This is a genomic window from Ruegeria sp. YKSF57, assembly GCF_059612585.1.
The window spans coordinates 14,818-32,871 of record NZ_JBXWQW010000027.1; the positions used below are offsets into that span (position 1 = coordinate 14,818).

Here is an 18,054-nt window from a genome sequence, read left to right on the forward strand (position 1 = left end):
GAGACGCCAATGCATGTCGTCTTTCGCGAAAGCCACGGTCTGGAAGAGACCGAAACACCGACCGATCTGGGCCAGAGCCCGGGCGATCTGGTGGTGCTGTCCTTTTCCGACAGCGACCTTGGCGCGTTCGCGGCGGGCTGGCATCGCGGCGGCGGAGCCGAGGGGCGGATGCCGTCATTGCGGCTGGCAAATCTGTCGGCGCTTAAGCATCCGCTGTCGGTCGATACCTATGTCGAACAGACGCTGGAGGGGGCCAAGGGCATCCTGATCCGGCTTATAGGCGGCGTGCCGTACTGGTCTTACGGGCTGCAGCAGGTTCATGCGCTGGCGCAATCGAAAGGGCTGGCGCTGGCTGTTCTGCCAGCGGACGGGCGTGAGGATACCCGGCTGGACGACTATTCCACCCTGCCGGTCTCGACCCTGCGCCGCCTTGCGCATCTGTGCGATACCGGCGGCGAGGTGGCGGCCCAGGCCGCGCTGGCACAGATGGCGCTGGCGACGGGATTGTATGCCGGACCGGTGATGGGGTCCAAAGCGCTGCCCGAATGCGGCGCGTGGTGCCCGGACCAGGGGGTAATCGCGGCAGAGACCGCCTTCGAAGATGGCAAGCCCCGCATCCTTGTCACGTTTTACCGCGCCTATCTCAGCGCGGCTGACACGGCGCCGATCGCCGCCTTGATCCGCGCGTTCCGGGCCCGCGGATATGATGCCGTCGGTCTGTTTGCACCGTCGCTGAAAGCGCCCGCATCGGCCAAATGGCTGGCAGAGCAGGTTGCTTCGCTGACACCTGCGGCCCTCGTCAACGCCACCGCCTTTTCCGGCAAGGGCGGCGGAGGCACATCGCCTCTGGATGCCGCGGGGGTACCGGTTTTTCAGGCCATGCTCGCCACCTCGAACCGCAAGGCGTGGGACGAGGCGGAACGGGGTCTGTCGCCTGCGGACCTGGCCATGCACGTGGTGCTGCCCGAAGTGGATGGCCGCATCACCGGCAGCGTGATCTCGTTCAAGGAGCCGGGGCAGCGCGACGCGCATCTGCAATTCGCACGTGCAATGCACGCACCCGAACCCGACCGGATCGGGGCGCTGGTGGATCGGGTGTCGGGTTGGCTTTGCCTGACGTCGAAACCCAAGGCAAAACAAGTGCCGGTGCTGGTGCTATCGACCTATCCCGGCAAGGACTGGCAGATGGCCCACGCGGTGGGACTGGATGCTCTGGCTTCGGCCGAGGCGATGCTGGAGGACCTGCGCGGCGAGGGGTATGACACCGCGCCGGCAGAGCCCATCGCCGATACCCTGCTTGACGCGCGGACAAGCTGGTCTTTGACAGATTACCGCGCGGCCCTGTCCACCTTGCCCGCTTCGCTGCGGCAAGATCTGGAGACCGTGTGGGGCAAGGCCGAAGACGACCCGGCTTTTGCCAACGGCGCCTTTCATTTTACTGCCCTGCGGCGCGGCAAGGCGATTGTCGCCCTGCAACCCGAGCGCGGCACGCCCGAGACGCGCGACGATGAATATCACGATCTCAGCCGGACGCCGCGCCATTCCTATGTTGCCTTCTACCTTTGGCTGAGCCATGCGGCGGGGGCCGATGCGCTCATCCATATCGGCGCGCATGGAACGCTGGAATGGTTGCCAGGAAAGTCGGTCGCGCTGTGCAAGGCCTGCTGGCCCGAGGCGCTGATCGGCGGTTTGCCTGTGATCTATCCCTTCATTGTCAATGACCCCGGCGAAGCGGCACAGGCCAAGCGACGCATCGGCGCCGTCACGCTGGGCCACGTACCCCCGCCGCTGCGCGAAAGCGGCACGCCGGATAGGATGGTGCGGCTGGAGTCGCTGTTGGACGAGTTTTCCAACGCCGACGGGCTGGATCCAAAGCGCCGCGACCGTCTGCAATCGGACATCCGCGACGAGGCACGGGTCATCGGGCTGGAGAACGATCTGGGCCTTGATCGCGCCACCAGTACCGCCGAAGCGATCACCCGGATCGACCGCTTTGTCTGTGACATCAAGGAAAGCCAGTTCGGCGACGGGCTGCACGTCTTTGGCCGGGTGCCCGAGGTGGCAAGCAATTTCGATATCGCACCGTCTGCCCATGCCGAGCGCGCCGCCTTGCTGGCCGCGCTGGCGGGCAAACGCATCGAGGCCGGCCCGTCGGGATCACCCTATCGCGGGCGTTCGGACGTGCTGCCTACCGGGCGCAACCTCTACACTACCGATCCACGCTCGGTGCCCACGCGGGCGGCCTATGCGCAGGGGGTGAAACTGGCCGAAGAACTGGTGCGGCGGCATCTGCAGGAAGAAGGTGATTACCCCAAAGGGTTGATCGTCGATCTGTGGGGGTCGGCCACCATGCGCACCGCCGGCGAAGAGTTTGCCATGGCCTTGCACCTGTTGGGCGTCAAACCGGTCTGGGATCAGGGATCGGAACGGGTATCGGGCATCGAGGTGCTGCCGATCACCGATCTGGACCGCCCGCGACTGGATGTGACCCTGCGTGTTTCGGGGCTGTTTCGCGACGTTTTCCCGACGCTCTCGGCGCTGTTCGGTCAGGCGGTGCGTGCGCTGTGCGCAAGGGACGAGGCGCCGGACTGGAACCCCTATGCCGGTCAGGAACCTGCGGCCCGTGTCTTTGGCCCCGCGCCGGGCAGCTACGGGCTGAACATGACGCATCTGTCCGAGACCTATACGGACGAGGCCCGCGCAGAGGCCGGGCAGGCCTGGCTTGACGCAAGCTCCTTCGCGCTGGAGGGCGAGCATATCGCGCACGATCGGGATGGCATCACGGATCGCGTCGCAAAGGCCGACAGTTTCGTTCACCTGCAGGACCTGACCGAAACCGATCTGCTGCTGGCCAACGACTATGCCACGCACGAGGCCGGGTTCGCGGCGGCCAAGAAGGTCACCGGTGGCAGCGCCCGGCTGTATCATCTGGACAACACCAACCCCGAAACCCCGCGGGCTCGAACCCTGCCCGAGGAAATCAGCCGCGTTGTTCATGCCCGCGCCACCAATCCCGGCTGGATCGCAGGGATGCAGCGACACGGGTTCCGAGGCGCGGCCGAGATTGCGGCGACATTGGATCACATGGCCTCGTTCGCGCATCTGTCGGGCACCGTCGCGCCGCATCTGTTCGACCTGTATCACGACGCGACACTGGGCGACCCCGAAGTCGATGCCTTTCTGCAGGATGCCAATCCGCAGGCCCACAAGGCGATGCATGACCGGTTCCGGGCGCTTTTCGACGCCGGGTTGTGGAACACCCGGCGCAACTCGATCCGTGCGGATCTGGAGGGGCTGAGATGAGCGCGCCCATCGTCCAGGGATGGTGCCCCGGCGCGCACCGGCCGATGATGTCCGGGGACGGGTTGGTGGTGCGCGTGCGGCCCCGACTTGCGCGTCTTGAGGCCGGGCAGGTTCTGGGCCTGTGCAAGGCGGCGGACCGATATGGCAACGGCACGATCGACCTGACCAATCGTGCCAACCTGCAACTGCGCGGCGTGGCCGAGGCCGATCATTCGGCCTTGCTGGATGACTTGGCGGCGTTGGGCCTGCTGGATGCGGAACCGGGCATTGAGGTTCGGCGCAATATCCTTGTCACCCCGCTCTACCGTGAGAGAGACCTGACGGCACGGTTGACCCGAAAATTGATCGACCGGTTGGCGGACCTGCCCAGATTGCCTGCGAAGTTCGGGTTTGCCGTGGACACCGGCCCGGACCGCCTGCTTTCTGGTGACTCGGCGGATATTCGGTTGGAGACCGGACCAGATGGCCTGATCCTGCGCGCTGATGGTGCCGATACGGGGCGTGTGGTGCCGGAAAGTGAGGCCATCGACAGGCTGATCGAACTGGCCCGCTGGTTCGCGGACAACCACGGCCAGGAGACCCGCCGCATGGCGCGGCTGGTCGCAGCTATCCCTTTGCCACAGAAATGGCAGGGTGCGCGGCCGGGTCCGGTTGGCAAACGGATGCAACCGGGGAATACCCCGCTTGGCCCGGTTTGCGGCGCGGTCTTTGGTCAGCTGCCTGCAGCCGAACTGGCCCGCCTGATCGTGGACAGCAAAGCCCCGGCCCTGCGCGTCACCCCTTGGCGACTGATCCTGCTGGAAGGCGGGGAGGCGATCCGCGCTCCGGACTTTGTCACCCGGGCCGATGACCCGTTACTGACAACCGATGCCTGCCCCGGCGCGCCGTTCTGCCCGCAAGCGCAGGCTGAGACCCGCGCCATAGCCCGCACGCTGGCCCCGCGCGTCACTGGCAGCCTGCACGTTTCGGGCTGCGCAAAGGGCTGTGCCCGGATGAGCGCGGCGGATGTGACACTGGTCGGAAATGACGGAACATTCGATATCGTAAAACATGGCCGCGCGGGGGATGAGCCCTGTCAGCGTGGCCTCAGCCCCGAAACACTGAAGAGCATGGACCTGACCTGATGCCCTATGAATACGAAACCAACGGTGCGGCGATCTATAAGCAATCCTTCGCCACGATCCGGTCCGAGGCCGACCTGGCCCGGTTTGACGCCGACGAGGAACAGGTCGCGGTGCGGATGATCCACGCCGCCGGTATGGTCGGGCTTGAGGAATTTGTACATTTCTCGCCCGGCTTCGTGCAGGCTGCGCGCGCCGCACTGGAAAACGGTGCGCCGATCCTGTGCGACGCGCGCATGGTGTCGGAAGGTGTCACCCGCTTTCGCCTGCCCGCCGAAAACGAGGTGATCTGCACGCTGCACGACGAGCGCGTCCGCCCGCTGGCAGAGGAAATGCAGAACACCCGCTCGGCGGCGGCGCTGGAGCTGTGGCGGCCCGTGCTGGAAGGCGCGCTGGTCGCAATCGGGAACGCGCCCACGGCGCTTTTCCACCTGCTCAACATGCTCGAAGATCCCGACTGCCCCCGCCCTGCCGCCATCATCGGCTGTCCAGTGGGTTTTGTCGGTGCGGTCGAATCCAAAGATGCCCTTTGGGAGGCGCAGCCGGTGCCGTCCTGTATCGTCAAGGGCCGTCTGGGCGGCAGCGCCATCACGGTTGCGGCCATAAACGCCATCGCAAGCAGGGCAGAATGAAAATGGGAACCATATATGGCGTGGGTCTGGGCCCCGGCGACCCGGACCTGATGAGCGTCAAGGCCGACCGCCTGTTGCGCGGGGCACGGCACGTCGCCTATTTCCGCAAGCCGGGCCGTACCGGGCAGGCGCGCAAGATCGTCAACGGCATGATTTCGGGCGATGCGGTGGAATTTCCGATGGAATACCCGGTGACCACCGAAATCCCGGTGACCGATCCACGTTACAACGAGCTTTTGGCGGCGTTCTACGAGGATTGCACCAAGCGGCTGAAGGAGCTGTCTGCTCAGGGCGAGGATGTGGTTGTTCTGTGCGAGGGCGATCCGTTCTTCTATGGCTCTTTCATGCATCTTTACAATCGCTTGCGTGATCAGGCCCCGGTCGAGGTTGTGCCCGCGATCACCGGCATGTCAGGGGCCTGGACCGCAACGGGCGATCCGATCACCTGGGGCGATGATGTGCTGACGGTTCTGGTCGGCACCCTGCCCGAAGAGATGCTGGCCGAGCGCATGGCACAGACCGATGCGCTGGTGGTGATGAAGATCGGGCGCAATATCGACAAGGTGACACGGGCGCTCAAGACCTCCGGGCTCTATGACCGGGCCTGGATCGTGGAATACGCGCAGATGCCGAACCAGACGGTGACCAAGCTGAGCGAGGCCTGCGACAGGATCACGCCATATTTCTCGATCATCATCGTCCACGGTCACGGGCGGCGGCCATGAGCGGCTGGGTCAAGATCGCAGGCCTTGGGCCGGGCAACGAGGCGCTAATCACGCCCGAAGTGACCGAGGCGCTGGCCGAAGCGACCGATGTGGTGGGCTATATCCCTTATGTCGCACGGCTGGCCGAGCGCGCAGGGCTGACGTTACACGCCAGCGACAACCGGGTCGAAATCGACCGTTCGCAACATGCGTTGCAGATGGCGGCGGAAGGCAAGCGGGTGGTGGTGGTGTCCTCGGGCGATCCCGGCGTGTTCGCAATGGCCGCGGCCGTATTCGAGGCGATGGAAAATGGCCCTGTGGAATGGCGCGATCTCGATGTCTCGGTAATGCCCGGCATCACCGCGATGCTGGCGGCCTCGGCCCGCGCCGGTGCGCCCTTGGGCCACGATTTCTGCGCCATCAACCTCAGCGACAACCTCAAGCCGTGGGAATTGATCGAAAAGCGCCTGCGTCTTGCGGCGCAGGCCGATTTTGCCATGGCATTCTACAATCCACGCTCGAAGTCCCGGCCTAAAGGTTTTGTAAGGACGCTGGAAATCCTGCGCCAGGAATGCGAGCCGGAACGCCTGATCCTGTTTGCCCGCGCCGTATCACGCAAAGACGAAGCTCTGCGCATCTCGACCTTGGCCGAGGCGACACCGGAGATGGCGGATATGCAGACAGTTGTCATAGTGGGATCTTCGCGCACGCGGATCATCGAAAGGCAAGGCACGCCAATCGTTTACACGCCGAGGTTCACCCCGGAATGAGCCAACCAGTCCACAACCTGCGCCACATTCGAAAACTCGGTCCGCTGCGGCAGAGCGGGACGATCGATCATCAGCACCGGCAGGCCCAGTTCGCGCGCGGCGTCGAGCTTGGCGCGTGCGCCAGAGCCGCCGGCGTTCTTGGACACAACAAGTTCGGTGCCGTGGCGCCGCATCAGGGCCAGGTCATCCGCAAACGTGAACGGGCCGCGCGAGACCACCACGTCGCAATCGGGCAATGGCAAAGCGCCGGGTTGGTCCACCAGCCGCAGCAGATAGCGATGCTGGGGCTGGGCGGCGAAATCTTCCAGATGCATGCGGCCCACGGCAAGAAAAACCCGTCGAGAGGCGCCCGAAAGAGCGCCAACCGCCGCCGCGATATCGGGAACGTGGCGCCAATGATCGCCGTCTTGAGATTGCCATTCAGGGCGGGTCAACGCCGCCAGGGCGGCACTGGTTTCGGCACAGGCAGCAATTGCGTTGCGGCTCATTTGCGCAGCAAATGGGTGGGTGGCGTCGATCACGTGCGTGATGCCATGATCGTGGATAAAACGAGCCAGCCCCTGCGAGCCGCCAAAACCGCCAACTCGTGTCGGCAGGGGTTGCGGACGGGGGGTCTCCACGCGGCCCGCGTAAGAGTACGTCGCGGTCAACCCGAGTTCTGCGATGGCTTTGGCCAGCGCATTGGCCTCGGTCGTGCCGCCAAGGATCAGGAGGTGGGACATGAGTGACGCTCCGTGGCTGACCGTTCTGGGTTTGGGCGAAGATGGACTGGATGGACTGACACCGGCAACCCGTCAAGTGCTGGATGCGGCGCAGGTCGTCATGGGGCCGCCCCGCCATTTGTCGCTGATCCCGGAATCCGGGGCCGACCGAATTGAATGGCCGGTGCCGTTTTCCGCCGGCCTGCCGCTGCTGCAAGGCTTGCGCGGGCGCCGCGTCGTAGTGCTTGCCTCGGGCGATCCGTTCTGGTTTGGAGCCGGTTCGGTGATCGCCCGACATTTCGATGCCGGTGAATGGACCGCCATTCCAGGCCAGTCGACCTTTTCCCTGGCAGCGGCGCGTCTGGCCTGGCCCCTGGAAGACACCCTGACATTCGGGCTGCATGCCGCGCCCCTGACACGTCTGCGCCCGCATCTGGCGCGGGGGTTGCGGGCGATTGTCCTGTTGCGCAACGGCGCTGCGGTGGCGGAACTGGCGACTTACCTGACCGAAACCGGCTTTGCCGACACCACGCTGCACATCCTCGAAGCGTTGGGTGGCCCGCGCGAGCGCATGCAGAAAGCCACGCTGACCGAAGCCTTGCTTGGCACATTCGCACATCCGATATGTGTCGCGCTGGAGGCGGCGGGCGCGGGTTTGGGCGTGCCCATGGCATCCGGAAAACCAGACGATATTTTCGAGACCGACGGGCAGATCACCAAACGCCCCGTTCGGGCGCTGACGCTGTCGGCGCTGGCGCCACAGCGGGGCGAACACCTGTGGGATATTGGCGGTGGCACAGGCTCGATCAGCATCGAATGGCTGATGTGCGATCAGACGCTGACCGCCACCACGATCGAACCGCGCGCCGACCGGGCCGACCGCATTCGCCGTAACGCCGACGCGCTGGGACAGGACCGCCTGAACGTGGTGCATGGCACCGCGCCGGATGCGTTGAGTGGATTGCCCAGACCGGATGTGGTTTTCATCGGCGGAGGGCTGAGCACCGCGCTTTTGGATTGGCTTGCCGCGAACCTGTCCAGGGGCACTCGGCTGGTCGCCAATGCGGTGACGCTGGAAAGCGAGGCGCTGCTGGCGCAGTGGCATGACAAGCTGGGCGGCGATCTGCTGCGGATCGAACTGGCGCAATCCGCCCCGCTCGGGCCGCGACGGGGCTGGAAATCGGCCTATCCGGTAGTTCAATGGAGCGTGACGCTATGATCGTTGCGGGGCTTGGATTTTCATCGACGGCAACGGCTCAAAGCCTGCGCGACGCCTATGACCGGGCCACCAAAGGGCAAACCGTCGCAGCCTTGGCAACGGTGGCGGACAAGGAGGGCCATCCTGCGCTGATCCAATTTGCCGCAACCACTGCCCTGCCCCTCTATTTCGTTGCGCCTGCCGATCTGAGCGGCCAGCGCACGTTGACCTGCTCGTCCCGCAGCCGCGCCACTTATGGCACCGGAAGCGTGGCCGAAGCTTCTGCCCTCGTCGCCGCCGGAACAGGTGCCCGACTGGTTTCACCCCGACAGATCTCGACCGACCGCCTGGCCACCTGTGCGGTTGCAACTGGAGAGCCTAAATGACCGTTCACTTCATTGGCGCCGGACCGGGCGCCGCCGATCTGCTGACCCTGCGCGGGCGCGATATCATCGCCTCGTGCCCGGTCTGCCTTTATGCCGGGTCGCTGGTGCCCGAAGAAATCCTGGGCCACTGCCCCGAAGGTGCAAAAATCGTCAACACCGCGCCGATGGATCTGAATCAGATCATGGCCGAGATCGAAATCGCCCATCAGGCGGGCCACGATGTGGCGCGGCTGCATTCTGGCGATCTGTCGGTCTGGTCCGCGATGGGCGAACAGATCCGCCGCCTGAAACAGATGGGCATTCCGGTCAGCGTGACGCCCGGCGTTCCTTCGTTTGCAGCCGCGGCGGCGGCCTTGGGCACCGAGCTGACCCTGCCCGGTCTGGCGCAATCGGTGGTGCTGACCCGCACGCCGGGCCGCGCCTCGTCGATGCCCGCTGGCGAGACGCTGGAAAACTTTGCCCGCACCGGCGCGACGCTGGCCATTCATCTGTCGATCGGCAATTTGGACAAGGTCATCGCCGATCTGGCCCCGCATTACGGAGCGGATTGCCCGGTGGCCGTGGTCTATCGCGCCAGCTGGCCGGACGAGCGAATCATCCGCGCAACGCTCGACACCCTGAAAGAAGCGCTGGACGCGAGCATCTCGCGGACCGCACTGATCTTGGTGGGGCCAGCGCTGGCCGGCGAAGGGTTTGACGAAAGCTGCCTCTATTCCAAGGAATACGACCGGCGCTATCGCCCGCAGAGCGCGGACAGCCCGTGGTCGAGCTGGAGTCATGGCGATGACTAACCCGCCGGGAGTTCTGATTTCGGCGCCCTCGTCGGGTACCGGCAAGACGACGGTGATGCTGGGCCTGCTCAGAGCGCTGGCCGAGGACGGGCTGACCGTTCAACCGTTCAAGAGCGGGCCGGATTACATCGACCCGGCCTTTCACCGCGCGGCGGCGGGGCGTTCCTCGTTCAACCTGGACAGCTGGGCGATGGGCGAACCGCTGCTGGGCGCGATCTCGGCCCAGGCCGAGGGTGCGGACATCGTGGTGGCCGAAGGGTCGATGGGCCTGTTCGACGGCGTTGCCAAACCGGGCGAGCTGGGCCATGGGTCGAGCGCCGAAACCGCACTGCGGATGGGTTGGCCGGTGGTACTGGTTTTGGATGTGGGCGGTCAGGCGCAATCGGCGGCGGCCACGGCGCTGGGGTTCCGGATGTACAACCCTGACCTGCCCTTTGCCGGGGTGATATTGAACCGCTGCGCCAGCCCCCGACATGAACGCCTGACCCGGTTGGGGATGGAGCGTGCGGGTCTGCCGGTGCTGGGCGTACTGCCGCGCCGGGGCGATCTGACCTTGCCTGAACGGCATCTGGGCCTGATACAGGCGGTTGAACACCCCGATCTGGAAAGCGCGATTGCCGGTTACGCGGCGTTTTTGCGAGAGCATGTGGATCTGGAGGCGATCAAGGCGGCGGCTTCATCAAGCCCGCAAGGGTCCTCGGCGTCGGCGCTGCCATTCCCCCCGGCGCAGCGCATCGCTTTGGCACGGGACGAAGCGTTTTCCTTTACCTATCCGCATTTATTGGAAGGCTGGCGCGCGGCGGGGGCCGAAATCCTGCCGTTTTCTCCGCTGGCGGATGAGGCCCCGGCGGCGGATGCCGATCTGGTCTGGTTGCCGGGTGGTTATCCCGAATTGCATGCTGGCAAGCTGGCAACAGCCGACACGTTCCTGACCGGTCTGCGCAAACATGCCGAGACAAAGCCTGTACACGGTGAATGCGGCGGTTACATGGCCCTGGGCGAAGCACTGATCGACAAGGATGGGGTAGGCCACAAGATGGCCGGGCTGTTGGGTCTGGTCACGTCTTATGAAAAACGCAAGTTCAATCTGGGATACCGCAAGGCGCGTCTGATTGCGCCGATACCCGGACATGGCGCGGGCGCAATGTTGCGCGGGCACGAGTTTCACTATTCGTCGATTGTCGACCAACCGGACGCGCCGCTGGCGCAGGTCTTTGACGCTGAAGGGGTCGAAGGCCCTCAAACCGGCTCGGTACGCGGCAACGTTACCGGCACCTTTTTCCACCTGATTGCGGAGGCTTCGACATGAGCGGCTTTGTCTCTTTCATCGGCTCCGGTCCCGGCGATCCGGAACTTTTGACGCTCAAGGCGGTGGACCGGCTCGGCAAGGCCGACGCGGTGCTGTTCGATGATCTGAGCAGCGGTCCGATCCTGACACACGCGCGCGAGGATGCCGATCTGGTCGGTGTCGGCAAACGCGCCGGTCGCCCCTCGCCCAAGCAGGACCATGTCAGCCGTCTGCTGGTCGATTATGCCCAGACCGGACAGCGTGTCGTACGGCTGAAATCCGGTGATGGTGGTCTGTTCGGTCGGTTGGAGGAGGAAATCGTCGCCCTGCGCGAGGCCGGTATCGACTATGAGATCATTCCCGGCATCCCGTCGGCCATCGCGGCGGCGGCGGCGGCGGGCATTCCGCTGACCCGCAGGCTGACGGCACGGCGGGTGCAGTTCGTCACCGGCCATGATGTCAGCGGCAAGCTGCCTCAGGATCTGAATTTACCTGCCTTGGCCGATGCTGGCGCGACCACCGTCGTTTTCATGGGCAAGCGCACGTTTCCATTGCTGGTCGAGGCTCTGAATGACCACGGGCTGCCGCTCGACACCCCGGCGCTGATGGCCGAATCCGTGTCGACGCCGGACCAGAAACTGCAACGCGCAACGATCGGAGCATTGGCGGAGCAACTGAAATCAGAGGTCGGCACCGCCCCCGCCCTGATCCTTTACGGCCCGTTGGCGGAGTTCGGGGATGTATGAGCTGAACCTGATCGGTATCGGCACCGGCAATCCCGATCACGTCACGTTCCAGGGGGCAAACGCGATACGGGCGGCGGACCTGATCCTGATCCCCCGCAAGGGCGAGAACAAGGCCGATCTGGCTGGACTGCGGGAGGAGATCATCGCGCAAGTGGCGGACGCGGCACCTCAGATCGCCTATTTCGATATCCCCAGGCGCCGCGCCGATAACGGCTATTTACGCGGCGTGGACGAATGGCATGACGCTATCGCCCTGCGCTGGCAGGAGACGATCGCCGGGTTTCCGCAGGCCCGGCAGGTGGCGCTGCTGATCTGGGGTGATCCATCGCTTTATGACAGTTCGCTGCGAATTGCGTCGCGGCTGGACCCGCAGCCGGTCACACGGGTGATTCCCGGCATCACCGCGCTGCAGGCACTGACGGCCGCCCATGCGATTCCGATCAACGACATCGGCGCGCCCTATGTCGTCACGACCGGCCGCCGCTTCCGGGACGAGGGCTGGCCTGACGGTGCCGACAAGGTTGCGGTCATGCTGGACGGCGAATGCTCGTTTCAAAGCCTTGATATGATGGCGTTCGACATTTGGTGGGGCGCGTATGTGGGCATGAAGGAAGAAATCCTGGTCAAAGGCCCTCTGGCGGACGTTGCGGACAAGATTCTTGAAACCCGTGCCCGGGCACGCGCCGATCATGGCTGGATCATGGACATCTATTTGCTGCGCAGGCGCGAAAAATGACCGAATGGGTCGCAAATGGGAATTGCGCGAACGACTGCATCGCGGCTAAATGAAAGGGTCTGGTCCTGCCGGAGAATTCCGGTGCTAAGAGGGAATTTGGTGCGGCCATCCCGGTGGTCAAATCCAAAGCCGCCCCCGCGACTGTAAGCGGTGAGCTTCTGTTCAACCAGCCACTCCCGGAACTGTCCCGGGGGGAAGGCGAACAGAGGCACCGACCCGCAAGCCAGGAGACCTGCCAGGCAAGAAACGAAACACCGGCCGTCGGGTGCGGCGGCTCAGGAGGACTAAAATGACGACCAAAACGCTCAAGGCATCTGCTGCCGGTTCGGCCTTCCTTCCGGCTCTGTTTGCTGTTGTTCTGGGTCTGGGGATCATCACCCTGACCGGCCATGTTCAGGCGTCCGCCCTGCACGACGCCGCTCATGATGTGCGCCACTCAACCGGCTTCCCCTGCCACTGACCCATGTTCAGTCGCATTCTGACCAGCGCGTTGTTCGCTGGCGCTGCAGCAGGGCTGATCACCGCCCTGCTGCAGCTCGTATTTGTGCAGCCCGTCCTGCTTCACGCTGAACTCTACGAGTCCGGCGAATTGGTGCATTTCGGAGCAGCCGCCGTTTCGGCACATCCGGATCTGCCGGGGTTCGACCTGATGCGCGATGGGCTGAGCATCGTGTTCACCATGCTGACCTATTCCGGCTATGCGCTGGTGCTGGTGGCCCTGATGTCGATGGCAGAACGGATGGGCCATGAGGTCAATGCCCGCACCGGCATCCTGTGGGGGTTGGCGGGCTTCATCACTTTCCACTTCGCGCCCGGACTGTCCTTGGCGCCTGAGGTGCCCGGTGTGGCCTATTCCGACATCACCGCGCGCCAGATCTGGTGGACCGGAACCGTGGCAGCGGCAGGTGTCGCCATGTGGCTGATCGCGTTCGGTGGCAATCTGATCAGCTACCTGATCGCGACCGTGCTGCTTTTGGCGCCGCACCTGATCGGAGCCCCCGAACCCGACAGCTTTACCGGCCCGGTTCCGACCGAACTGGGCGCCCTGTTCGCGGCGCGCGCCTTTGGTGTCGGTATGGCCGCCTGGGTTCTGGTGGGCACGTTTGCCGGATATTTCTGGCAGGCCGAAGGAAAACGCGCCGAAGCCAACGCGTAATCGTTTGCTGATGCATCCCGCCGGGCCAGACGCCCGGCGGGATTATTTATATCAAAAGGATACGAGATGTTCCGATCTCTCGCACTTTTCGGCATCGGCCTGATCTTTGGCGCTGGCGCAGGTTTCGTGACGGCGGCGGGTTATGGCGTGACATTTGAAGGCCACGATCACGGCGACCCGGCCCAACACGGCGAAGCCGGTTCACATGATCATGCCACAACCGTAAATTTTTCATCGGGCGCGGACGCACCGGGCCTTGAGGTCATGCTTGCCAAAGATCCGATGGCCGGTTGGAATCTGCATGTCATTCCGCGGAATTTCCGCTTTTCCCCGGAAAATGCCTCGCTGGCGGACAGGCCGGGCGAAGGCCATGCGCATGTCTATGTCAATGGTGCCAAGCTGGCGCGTCTTTATGGCGAGTGGATGCATATCGACGAATTGCCCAAAGGCGAAGTCGAGATCGAAGTCTCTCTGAACGCCAACGATCACAGCCAGCTGACCGTGGATGACGTGCCCGTCGCCGCCTCGGTCGCGGTTCAGGTCGACTGAATCGCCGGTATCCGCGCGCGCAGGCACAGGCGAAGCCGCCCGCATGGTCGGGCGTCTTCGATCCAGCCCGAGGCGCTGTCCAGATAAGTCTGGCAAGTGGCGGCGATGTCGTCAGCATCCTTGACCGGATCAAGGTCGGAAAAGACATACGAGGCCAGTCCCTGCCCCTGCAACCCCAGGGCAACCGGTTGCTCGCATGCGCTGAAACAGGCGTGTTGCGTAAGTTCGACCCGATCGGAAAGCCCGGCCTTTGCAAGCGCATCTGTCACGGCATCACGCTCGGCCTCGCGATCCCGCGCTCCAAGGCAGCTGGAACAGATCAGCAATCGAATACGTTGGGTGGTCATGTATGGCCCATGCTTGCGTCGGGCCGTTATTGCGGGTTTCGACCTGCATGCGCAAGCCGGGTTTGATCGGATGGACACGGGATTGTGACACCGGACATATGCAAAATCTGGCATCACAGTCTTGTCAAACCAACCGGAGCTGGAACGATGAAACGTCTGTGGACAATCCTTTGCCTTGCCGCCCTGCCCGCTTGGGCCGGTGATCTGGAACCCCGCGAAGGATGGGAAGTTCATCAATCTACCAAGACCTATGAAGATCTTGTCTCCGACACCGCGGCGGCGATCAAGGGCAACGGCCTGATCGTAGTGACGCAGGCGGGGCCGACCAAGGCTGCGGCGGCGCGCGGCATCACCATCCCCGGCAACCGTGTCATGGGGGCGTTCAATAACGACTATGCCGTGCGCGTGCTGGAGACATCGACGGCAGCCATGATCGAGGCGCCGATCCGTTTCTACGTCACAGAAAACGCGGACGGTACCGCAACGCTGTCCTACAAGACGCCAAGTTTCGTCTTTGCGCCCTATCTGGACGAGGGCGGCGATGAACTGGCCGCCATTGCACAGGAATTGGACGGAAAGTTCCAATCCGTGGCGGAATCGGCAGTAAAATAGTCACACCGGCGTGAAGGCGCTTGCACCTTCCTGCTCACTCCGCAATCTGCCTGTCGAAAACGAACGGAGCGTTTGAGATGCAGGAAATCGTGCCCCGCGCAGCGGATCTTTTGGCAAGACGGCTATACGAGGCCGGCTGCCGCCACGCCTTTGGCATGCCGGGCGGTGAGGTTCTGACCCTGGTCGACGCGCTGGAACAGGCTGGGATTCAGTTTCATCTGGCCAAGCATGAAAATGCTGCCGGGTTCATGGCCGAGGGGGTCCACCACCGCGACGGCGCGCCCGCCATTCTGGTTGCTACATTGGGTCCGGGCGCGATGAATGGCATCAACGTGGTCGCAAATGCGTTTCAGGACCGGGTGCCGATGATCGTGTTGACCGGTTGCGTCGATGCGGATGAGGCGCTGACCTATACGCATCAGGTGATGGATCACGCGCAGGTCTATCGCTCGATCACCAAGGGAACCTTCGTGCTAACGCCCAACGGGGCCGACATCGTTGCCGACAAGGCGGTTTCCTTGGCAACACAGGCCCGCCCCGGTCCGGTGCATATCGACGTGCCGATCTCGGTGGCCGATGCGCGCGTTTCGGTTCCGAGATTGCGGCGGCTGGCCGCTGCCGCGCCGGTGACGCCGCAGGGAACCTGCCTGGAAAAGGCCCGCCACTGGATGGCCGAGGCCGAGCGCCCCGTTGCGATCATCGGCCTCGATACGCTTTATGACGGGTCGCACCGGGTACTCAGGGCATTTCTTGAGCATTTCGGAATTCCTTTTGTCACCACCTATAAAGCCAAGGGCATTCTGCCCGAGGATCACCCGTTGTGTCTGGGCGGTGCCGGGTTGTCGCCGCTAGCGGACAAACACCTGCTGCCACTGGTGGAAAAATCCGACCTGATTTTCTGTATCGGTTATGACCCGATCGAAATGCGCCCCGGCTGGCGCGAAGTTTGGGACCCGAATGAACAGCGCGTCATCGACATCTCGGCGGTGCAGAACGATCACTATATGCATCAGGCGAGCCTGAGTTTTGTCGCCGACACCGCAGCGACGCTGGAAGCAATGGCCAAGGGCGTCCCGGCACGAGAGACTTGGCCGGACGGCAACCCGGAGCAGGTGCGCAAGGCGCTTGCGCTGGCTTTCCCGTCCGACGACGAATGGGGGCCTGCAGCCGTCATCGCCGAGACGCGCGCTGTCATGCCCGACAATGCGCTGGCCACGGCCGACAGTGGCGCGCATCGCATCCTGCTGAGCCAAATGTGGGAATGCTTCGAGCCGCGCGGGCTGATCCAGTCTTCGGCGCTGTGCACCATGGGCTGCGCCGTGCCGATGGCGATCGGGCTGAAACTGGCCGAACCGGATCGACCGGTGATCAGCTTTTCCGGCGATGCCGGTTTCCTGATGGTGGCCGGGGAGTTGGCAACCGCCCGCGAAATGGGTGGAAATCCGATCTTTCTGGTCTTCGTCGATGCGTCGCTGGCACTGATCGAGTTGAAACAGCGCGGCCGTCAGATGGCGAACCGGGGCGTGGATTTCGAACACCACGACTATGCCGCGATGGCGCATGCCTTTGGCGGGTACGGCCACACCGTGCGTAACCGGGCCGAGTTGCGGATCGCGCTTGAGGAAGCCGTGCAAGCGGACCGGTTTACGGTCATTGCGGCGGAAATCGAACGGGGGGGCTATGATGACCGTATCTGAAGGACCGCTGACAGGCGTCAAGGTGCTGGATCTCAGCCGCATTCTGGCCGGCCCTACCTGCACCCAGTTGCTGGGGGATCTGGGTGCAAACGTCATCAAGATCGAAAACCCCGCGACCAGGGGCGACGATACCCGTCAATGGGGGCCGCCCTATGTCGAGGATGGCGAGGGCAACCGCAGCGACCTCAGCGCCTATTTCATGTCCGCCAACCGAAACAAGAAATCCGTGGCCATCGACATAGCAACGCCCGAGGGGCAGGCGGAGATCCGGCGGCTGGCAGCGCATGCCGATATCCTGATCGAGAATTTCAAACCCGGCGGGCTGGCGAAATACAGTCTGGACTATGACACACTGTCCAAAGATCTGCCCGGTCTCGTTTACTGTTCCATTTCCGGCTATGGGCAGACCGGGCCGAACTCGGCCAAGCCGGGATATGATCTGATGGCGCAAGGCTATGGCGGGATCATGTCATTAACCGGCGAACCGGACGGCGCACCGATGAAAGTGGGCGTCGGAATCGCCGACGTGATGTGCGGGATGTACGCCAGCGTCGGCATTCTGGCAGCTCTGCGGCACAAGGAACGCACCGGTGAAGGACAACAGATCGATCTGGCGCTGGTCGACGCGCAGGTCGCTTGGCTGATCAACGAGGGCGTGAACTATCTGACATCGGGCCAGGTTCCACAACGGCGCGGAAACGGGCATCCGAACATCGTACCCTATGACGTGTACGAAACTTCGGACGGGCATGTAATCCTTGCCGTGGGGAACGACAGTCAGTTCAGACGGTTCTGCGGTTATGTCGGGCTGGACGCCCTGCCCGACGACCCACGTTTTGCCACCAATCCGGCGCGGCTGGAAAACCGCGATGCGCTGAACGCGTTTCTGCGACCTGCCTTGGTGCAACGGCAGACCGCGGATGTCATCACCGGCCTTGAGGGATTGAAGGTTCCGGTTGGTCCGGTCCGGTCGCTGGATCAGGTTTTCAGCTCGGATCAGGTTGCGGCCCGGGACATGCAGATCGACATGCAGGCGGTGCCCGGCGAGGTGCATCTGATTGGCAATCCTCTGAAGTTTTCGCGTACACCGGTGAGCTATCGCCACGCCCCGCCGGTTTTCGGAGCTGACACAGATCGCGTTCTGAGTGCCGATGACCCATTCAAAAACTGAAACACATCACGCCCGATATGCAGGGGTTTGCTGAAACATGCCGTTGAATCGGCGGATTATTTCGCGAAATCGACACACTTCCCTTCACCAATTCGCGAGCACCGTCGATACTGGTACGGGGGTCCAATAGAGTTTGTTAAGTCAAG

Annotated in this window: 19 protein-coding genes and 1 riboswitch; of the genes, 17 read left to right on the forward strand and 2 right to left on the reverse strand. The window is 63.6% G+C overall.

The window, feature by feature from the left end; all coding sequences use genetic code 11:
• The first annotated feature begins 9 nt into the window (after positions 1–9).
• The 5 genes from cobN to cobJ are packed head-to-tail and all read left to right on the forward strand — an operon-like array spanning position 10 to position 6,530.
• Complete coding sequence (gene cobN, locus AC2FLX_RS12835) at positions 10–3,303, forward strand: cobaltochelatase subunit CobN (protein ID WP_496810988.1); 3,294 nt, start codon at positions 10–12, stop codon at positions 3,301–3,303.
• The gene (cobG, locus tag AC2FLX_RS12840; protein ID WP_496745669.1) at positions 3,300–4,427 is read left to right on the forward strand and encodes a precorrin-3B synthase; all 1,128 of its coding nucleotides are present in this window, start codon (positions 3,300–3,302) and stop codon (positions 4,425–4,427) included. Before cobN ends, cobG begins: the two co-directional genes overlap by 4 nt.
• On the forward strand, positions 4,427–5,056 hold the full coding sequence (locus tag AC2FLX_RS12845; protein ID WP_480751303.1) for a precorrin-8X methylmutase: 630 nt from the start codon (positions 4,427–4,429) through the stop codon (positions 5,054–5,056). Before cobG ends, AC2FLX_RS12845 begins: the two co-directional genes overlap by 1 nt.
• Positions 5,053–5,781: a precorrin-2 C(20)-methyltransferase gene (locus AC2FLX_RS12850; protein WP_480751302.1), complete on the forward strand. Its 729-nt coding sequence runs from the start codon at positions 5,053–5,055 to the stop codon at positions 5,779–5,781. Before AC2FLX_RS12845 ends, AC2FLX_RS12850 begins: the two co-directional genes overlap by 4 nt.
• The gene (gene cobJ / locus AC2FLX_RS12855; RefSeq protein ID WP_496810989.1) at positions 5,778–6,530 is read left to right on the forward strand and encodes a precorrin-3B C(17)-methyltransferase; all 753 of its coding nucleotides are present in this window, start codon (positions 5,778–5,780) and stop codon (positions 6,528–6,530) included. The genes AC2FLX_RS12850 and cobJ overlap by 4 nt, the downstream gene beginning before the upstream one ends.
• Here the strand turns inward: cobJ and AC2FLX_RS12860 are convergent.
• Positions 6,503–7,252 (reverse strand): cobalt-precorrin-6A reductase, encoded by a 750-nt coding sequence (locus AC2FLX_RS12860; RefSeq protein WP_496810990.1) that lies wholly within the window; start codon positions 7,250–7,252, stop codon positions 6,503–6,505. The two genes, cobJ and AC2FLX_RS12860, sit on opposite strands and share 28 nt — an antisense overlap.
• On the opposite strand from AC2FLX_RS12860, the gene cbiE reads away from it, so the two are divergent.
• The 9 genes from cbiE to AC2FLX_RS12905 all read left to right on the forward strand — a co-directional run bounded on the left by cbiE (position 7,251) and on the right by AC2FLX_RS12905 (position 14,081).
• Positions 7,251–8,450 (forward strand): precorrin-6y C5,15-methyltransferase (decarboxylating) subunit CbiE, encoded by a 1,200-nt coding sequence (cbiE, locus tag AC2FLX_RS12865; protein ID WP_496810991.1) that lies wholly within the window; start codon positions 7,251–7,253, stop codon positions 8,448–8,450. The two genes, AC2FLX_RS12860 and cbiE, sit on opposite strands and share 2 nt — an antisense overlap.
• Complete coding sequence (locus tag AC2FLX_RS12870; RefSeq protein WP_496810992.1) at positions 8,432–8,815, forward strand: cobalamin biosynthesis protein; 384 nt, start codon at positions 8,432–8,434, stop codon at positions 8,813–8,815. The genes cbiE and AC2FLX_RS12870 overlap by 19 nt, the downstream gene beginning before the upstream one ends.
• Positions 8,812–9,606, forward strand: a complete 795-nt coding sequence (gene cobM / locus AC2FLX_RS12875; protein ID WP_480751295.1) for a precorrin-4 C(11)-methyltransferase — start codon at positions 8,812–8,814, stop codon at positions 9,604–9,606. The genes AC2FLX_RS12870 and cobM overlap by 4 nt, the downstream gene beginning before the upstream one ends.
• The gene (locus AC2FLX_RS12880; RefSeq protein ID WP_496745679.1) at positions 9,593–10,915 is read left to right on the forward strand and encodes a cobyrinic acid a,c-diamide synthase CobB; all 1,323 of its coding nucleotides are present in this window, start codon (positions 9,593–9,595) and stop codon (positions 10,913–10,915) included. The genes cobM and AC2FLX_RS12880 overlap by 14 nt, the downstream gene beginning before the upstream one ends.
• Complete coding sequence (gene cobA, locus AC2FLX_RS12885) at positions 10,912–11,640, forward strand: uroporphyrinogen-III C-methyltransferase (RefSeq protein ID WP_496807682.1); 729 nt, start codon at positions 10,912–10,914, stop codon at positions 11,638–11,640. The genes AC2FLX_RS12880 and cobA overlap by 4 nt, the downstream gene beginning before the upstream one ends.
• Positions 11,633–12,376, forward strand: a complete 744-nt coding sequence (cobF, locus tag AC2FLX_RS12890; protein WP_496810993.1) for a precorrin-6A synthase (deacetylating) — start codon at positions 11,633–11,635, stop codon at positions 12,374–12,376. Before cobA ends, cobF begins: the two co-directional genes overlap by 8 nt.
• Before the next feature lie 43 nt (positions 12,377–12,419).
• Positions 12,420–12,630: riboswitch (cobalamin riboswitch) on the forward strand.
• A 35-nt stretch (positions 12,631–12,665) separates the two neighbouring features.
• Positions 12,666–12,836: a CbtB domain-containing protein gene (locus tag AC2FLX_RS12895; protein ID WP_496810994.1), complete on the forward strand. Its 171-nt coding sequence runs from the start codon at positions 12,666–12,668 to the stop codon at positions 12,834–12,836.
• Between the two features lie 3 nt (positions 12,837–12,839).
• Positions 12,840–13,532: a CbtA family protein gene (locus tag AC2FLX_RS12900; protein WP_496810995.1), complete on the forward strand. Its 693-nt coding sequence runs from the start codon at positions 12,840–12,842 to the stop codon at positions 13,530–13,532.
• A 66-nt stretch (positions 13,533–13,598) separates the two neighbouring features.
• Complete coding sequence (locus tag AC2FLX_RS12905; RefSeq protein WP_496810996.1) at positions 13,599–14,081, forward strand: hypothetical protein; 483 nt, start codon at positions 13,599–13,601, stop codon at positions 14,079–14,081.
• Here AC2FLX_RS12905 and AC2FLX_RS12910 read toward each other — a convergent pair.
• The gene (locus AC2FLX_RS12910) at positions 14,069–14,428 is read right to left on the reverse strand and encodes a DUF1636 family protein (RefSeq protein WP_496745687.1); all 360 of its coding nucleotides are present in this window, start codon (positions 14,426–14,428) and stop codon (positions 14,069–14,071) included. The genes AC2FLX_RS12905 and AC2FLX_RS12910 overlap by 13 nt on opposite strands.
• 147 nt (positions 14,429–14,575) lie before the next feature.
• Here AC2FLX_RS12910 and AC2FLX_RS12915 point away from each other — a divergent pair, with 147 nt between their 5' ends.
• From AC2FLX_RS12915 to AC2FLX_RS12925, 3 genes are all read left to right on the forward strand, one after another.
• Positions 14,576–15,040, forward strand: a complete 465-nt coding sequence (locus tag AC2FLX_RS12915) for a DUF302 domain-containing protein (protein ID WP_480751282.1) — start codon at positions 14,576–14,578, stop codon at positions 15,038–15,040.
• A 77-nt stretch (positions 15,041–15,117) separates the two neighbouring features.
• Complete coding sequence (locus tag AC2FLX_RS12920; protein ID WP_496810997.1) at positions 15,118–16,737, forward strand: thiamine pyrophosphate-binding protein; 1,620 nt, start codon at positions 15,118–15,120, stop codon at positions 16,735–16,737.
• Positions 16,724–17,908 (forward strand): CaiB/BaiF CoA transferase family protein, encoded by a 1,185-nt coding sequence (locus AC2FLX_RS12925; RefSeq protein ID WP_496810998.1) that lies wholly within the window; start codon positions 16,724–16,726, stop codon positions 17,906–17,908. The genes AC2FLX_RS12920 and AC2FLX_RS12925 overlap by 14 nt, the downstream gene beginning before the upstream one ends.
• The last annotated feature ends 146 nt before the right edge of the window (positions 17,909–18,054 follow it).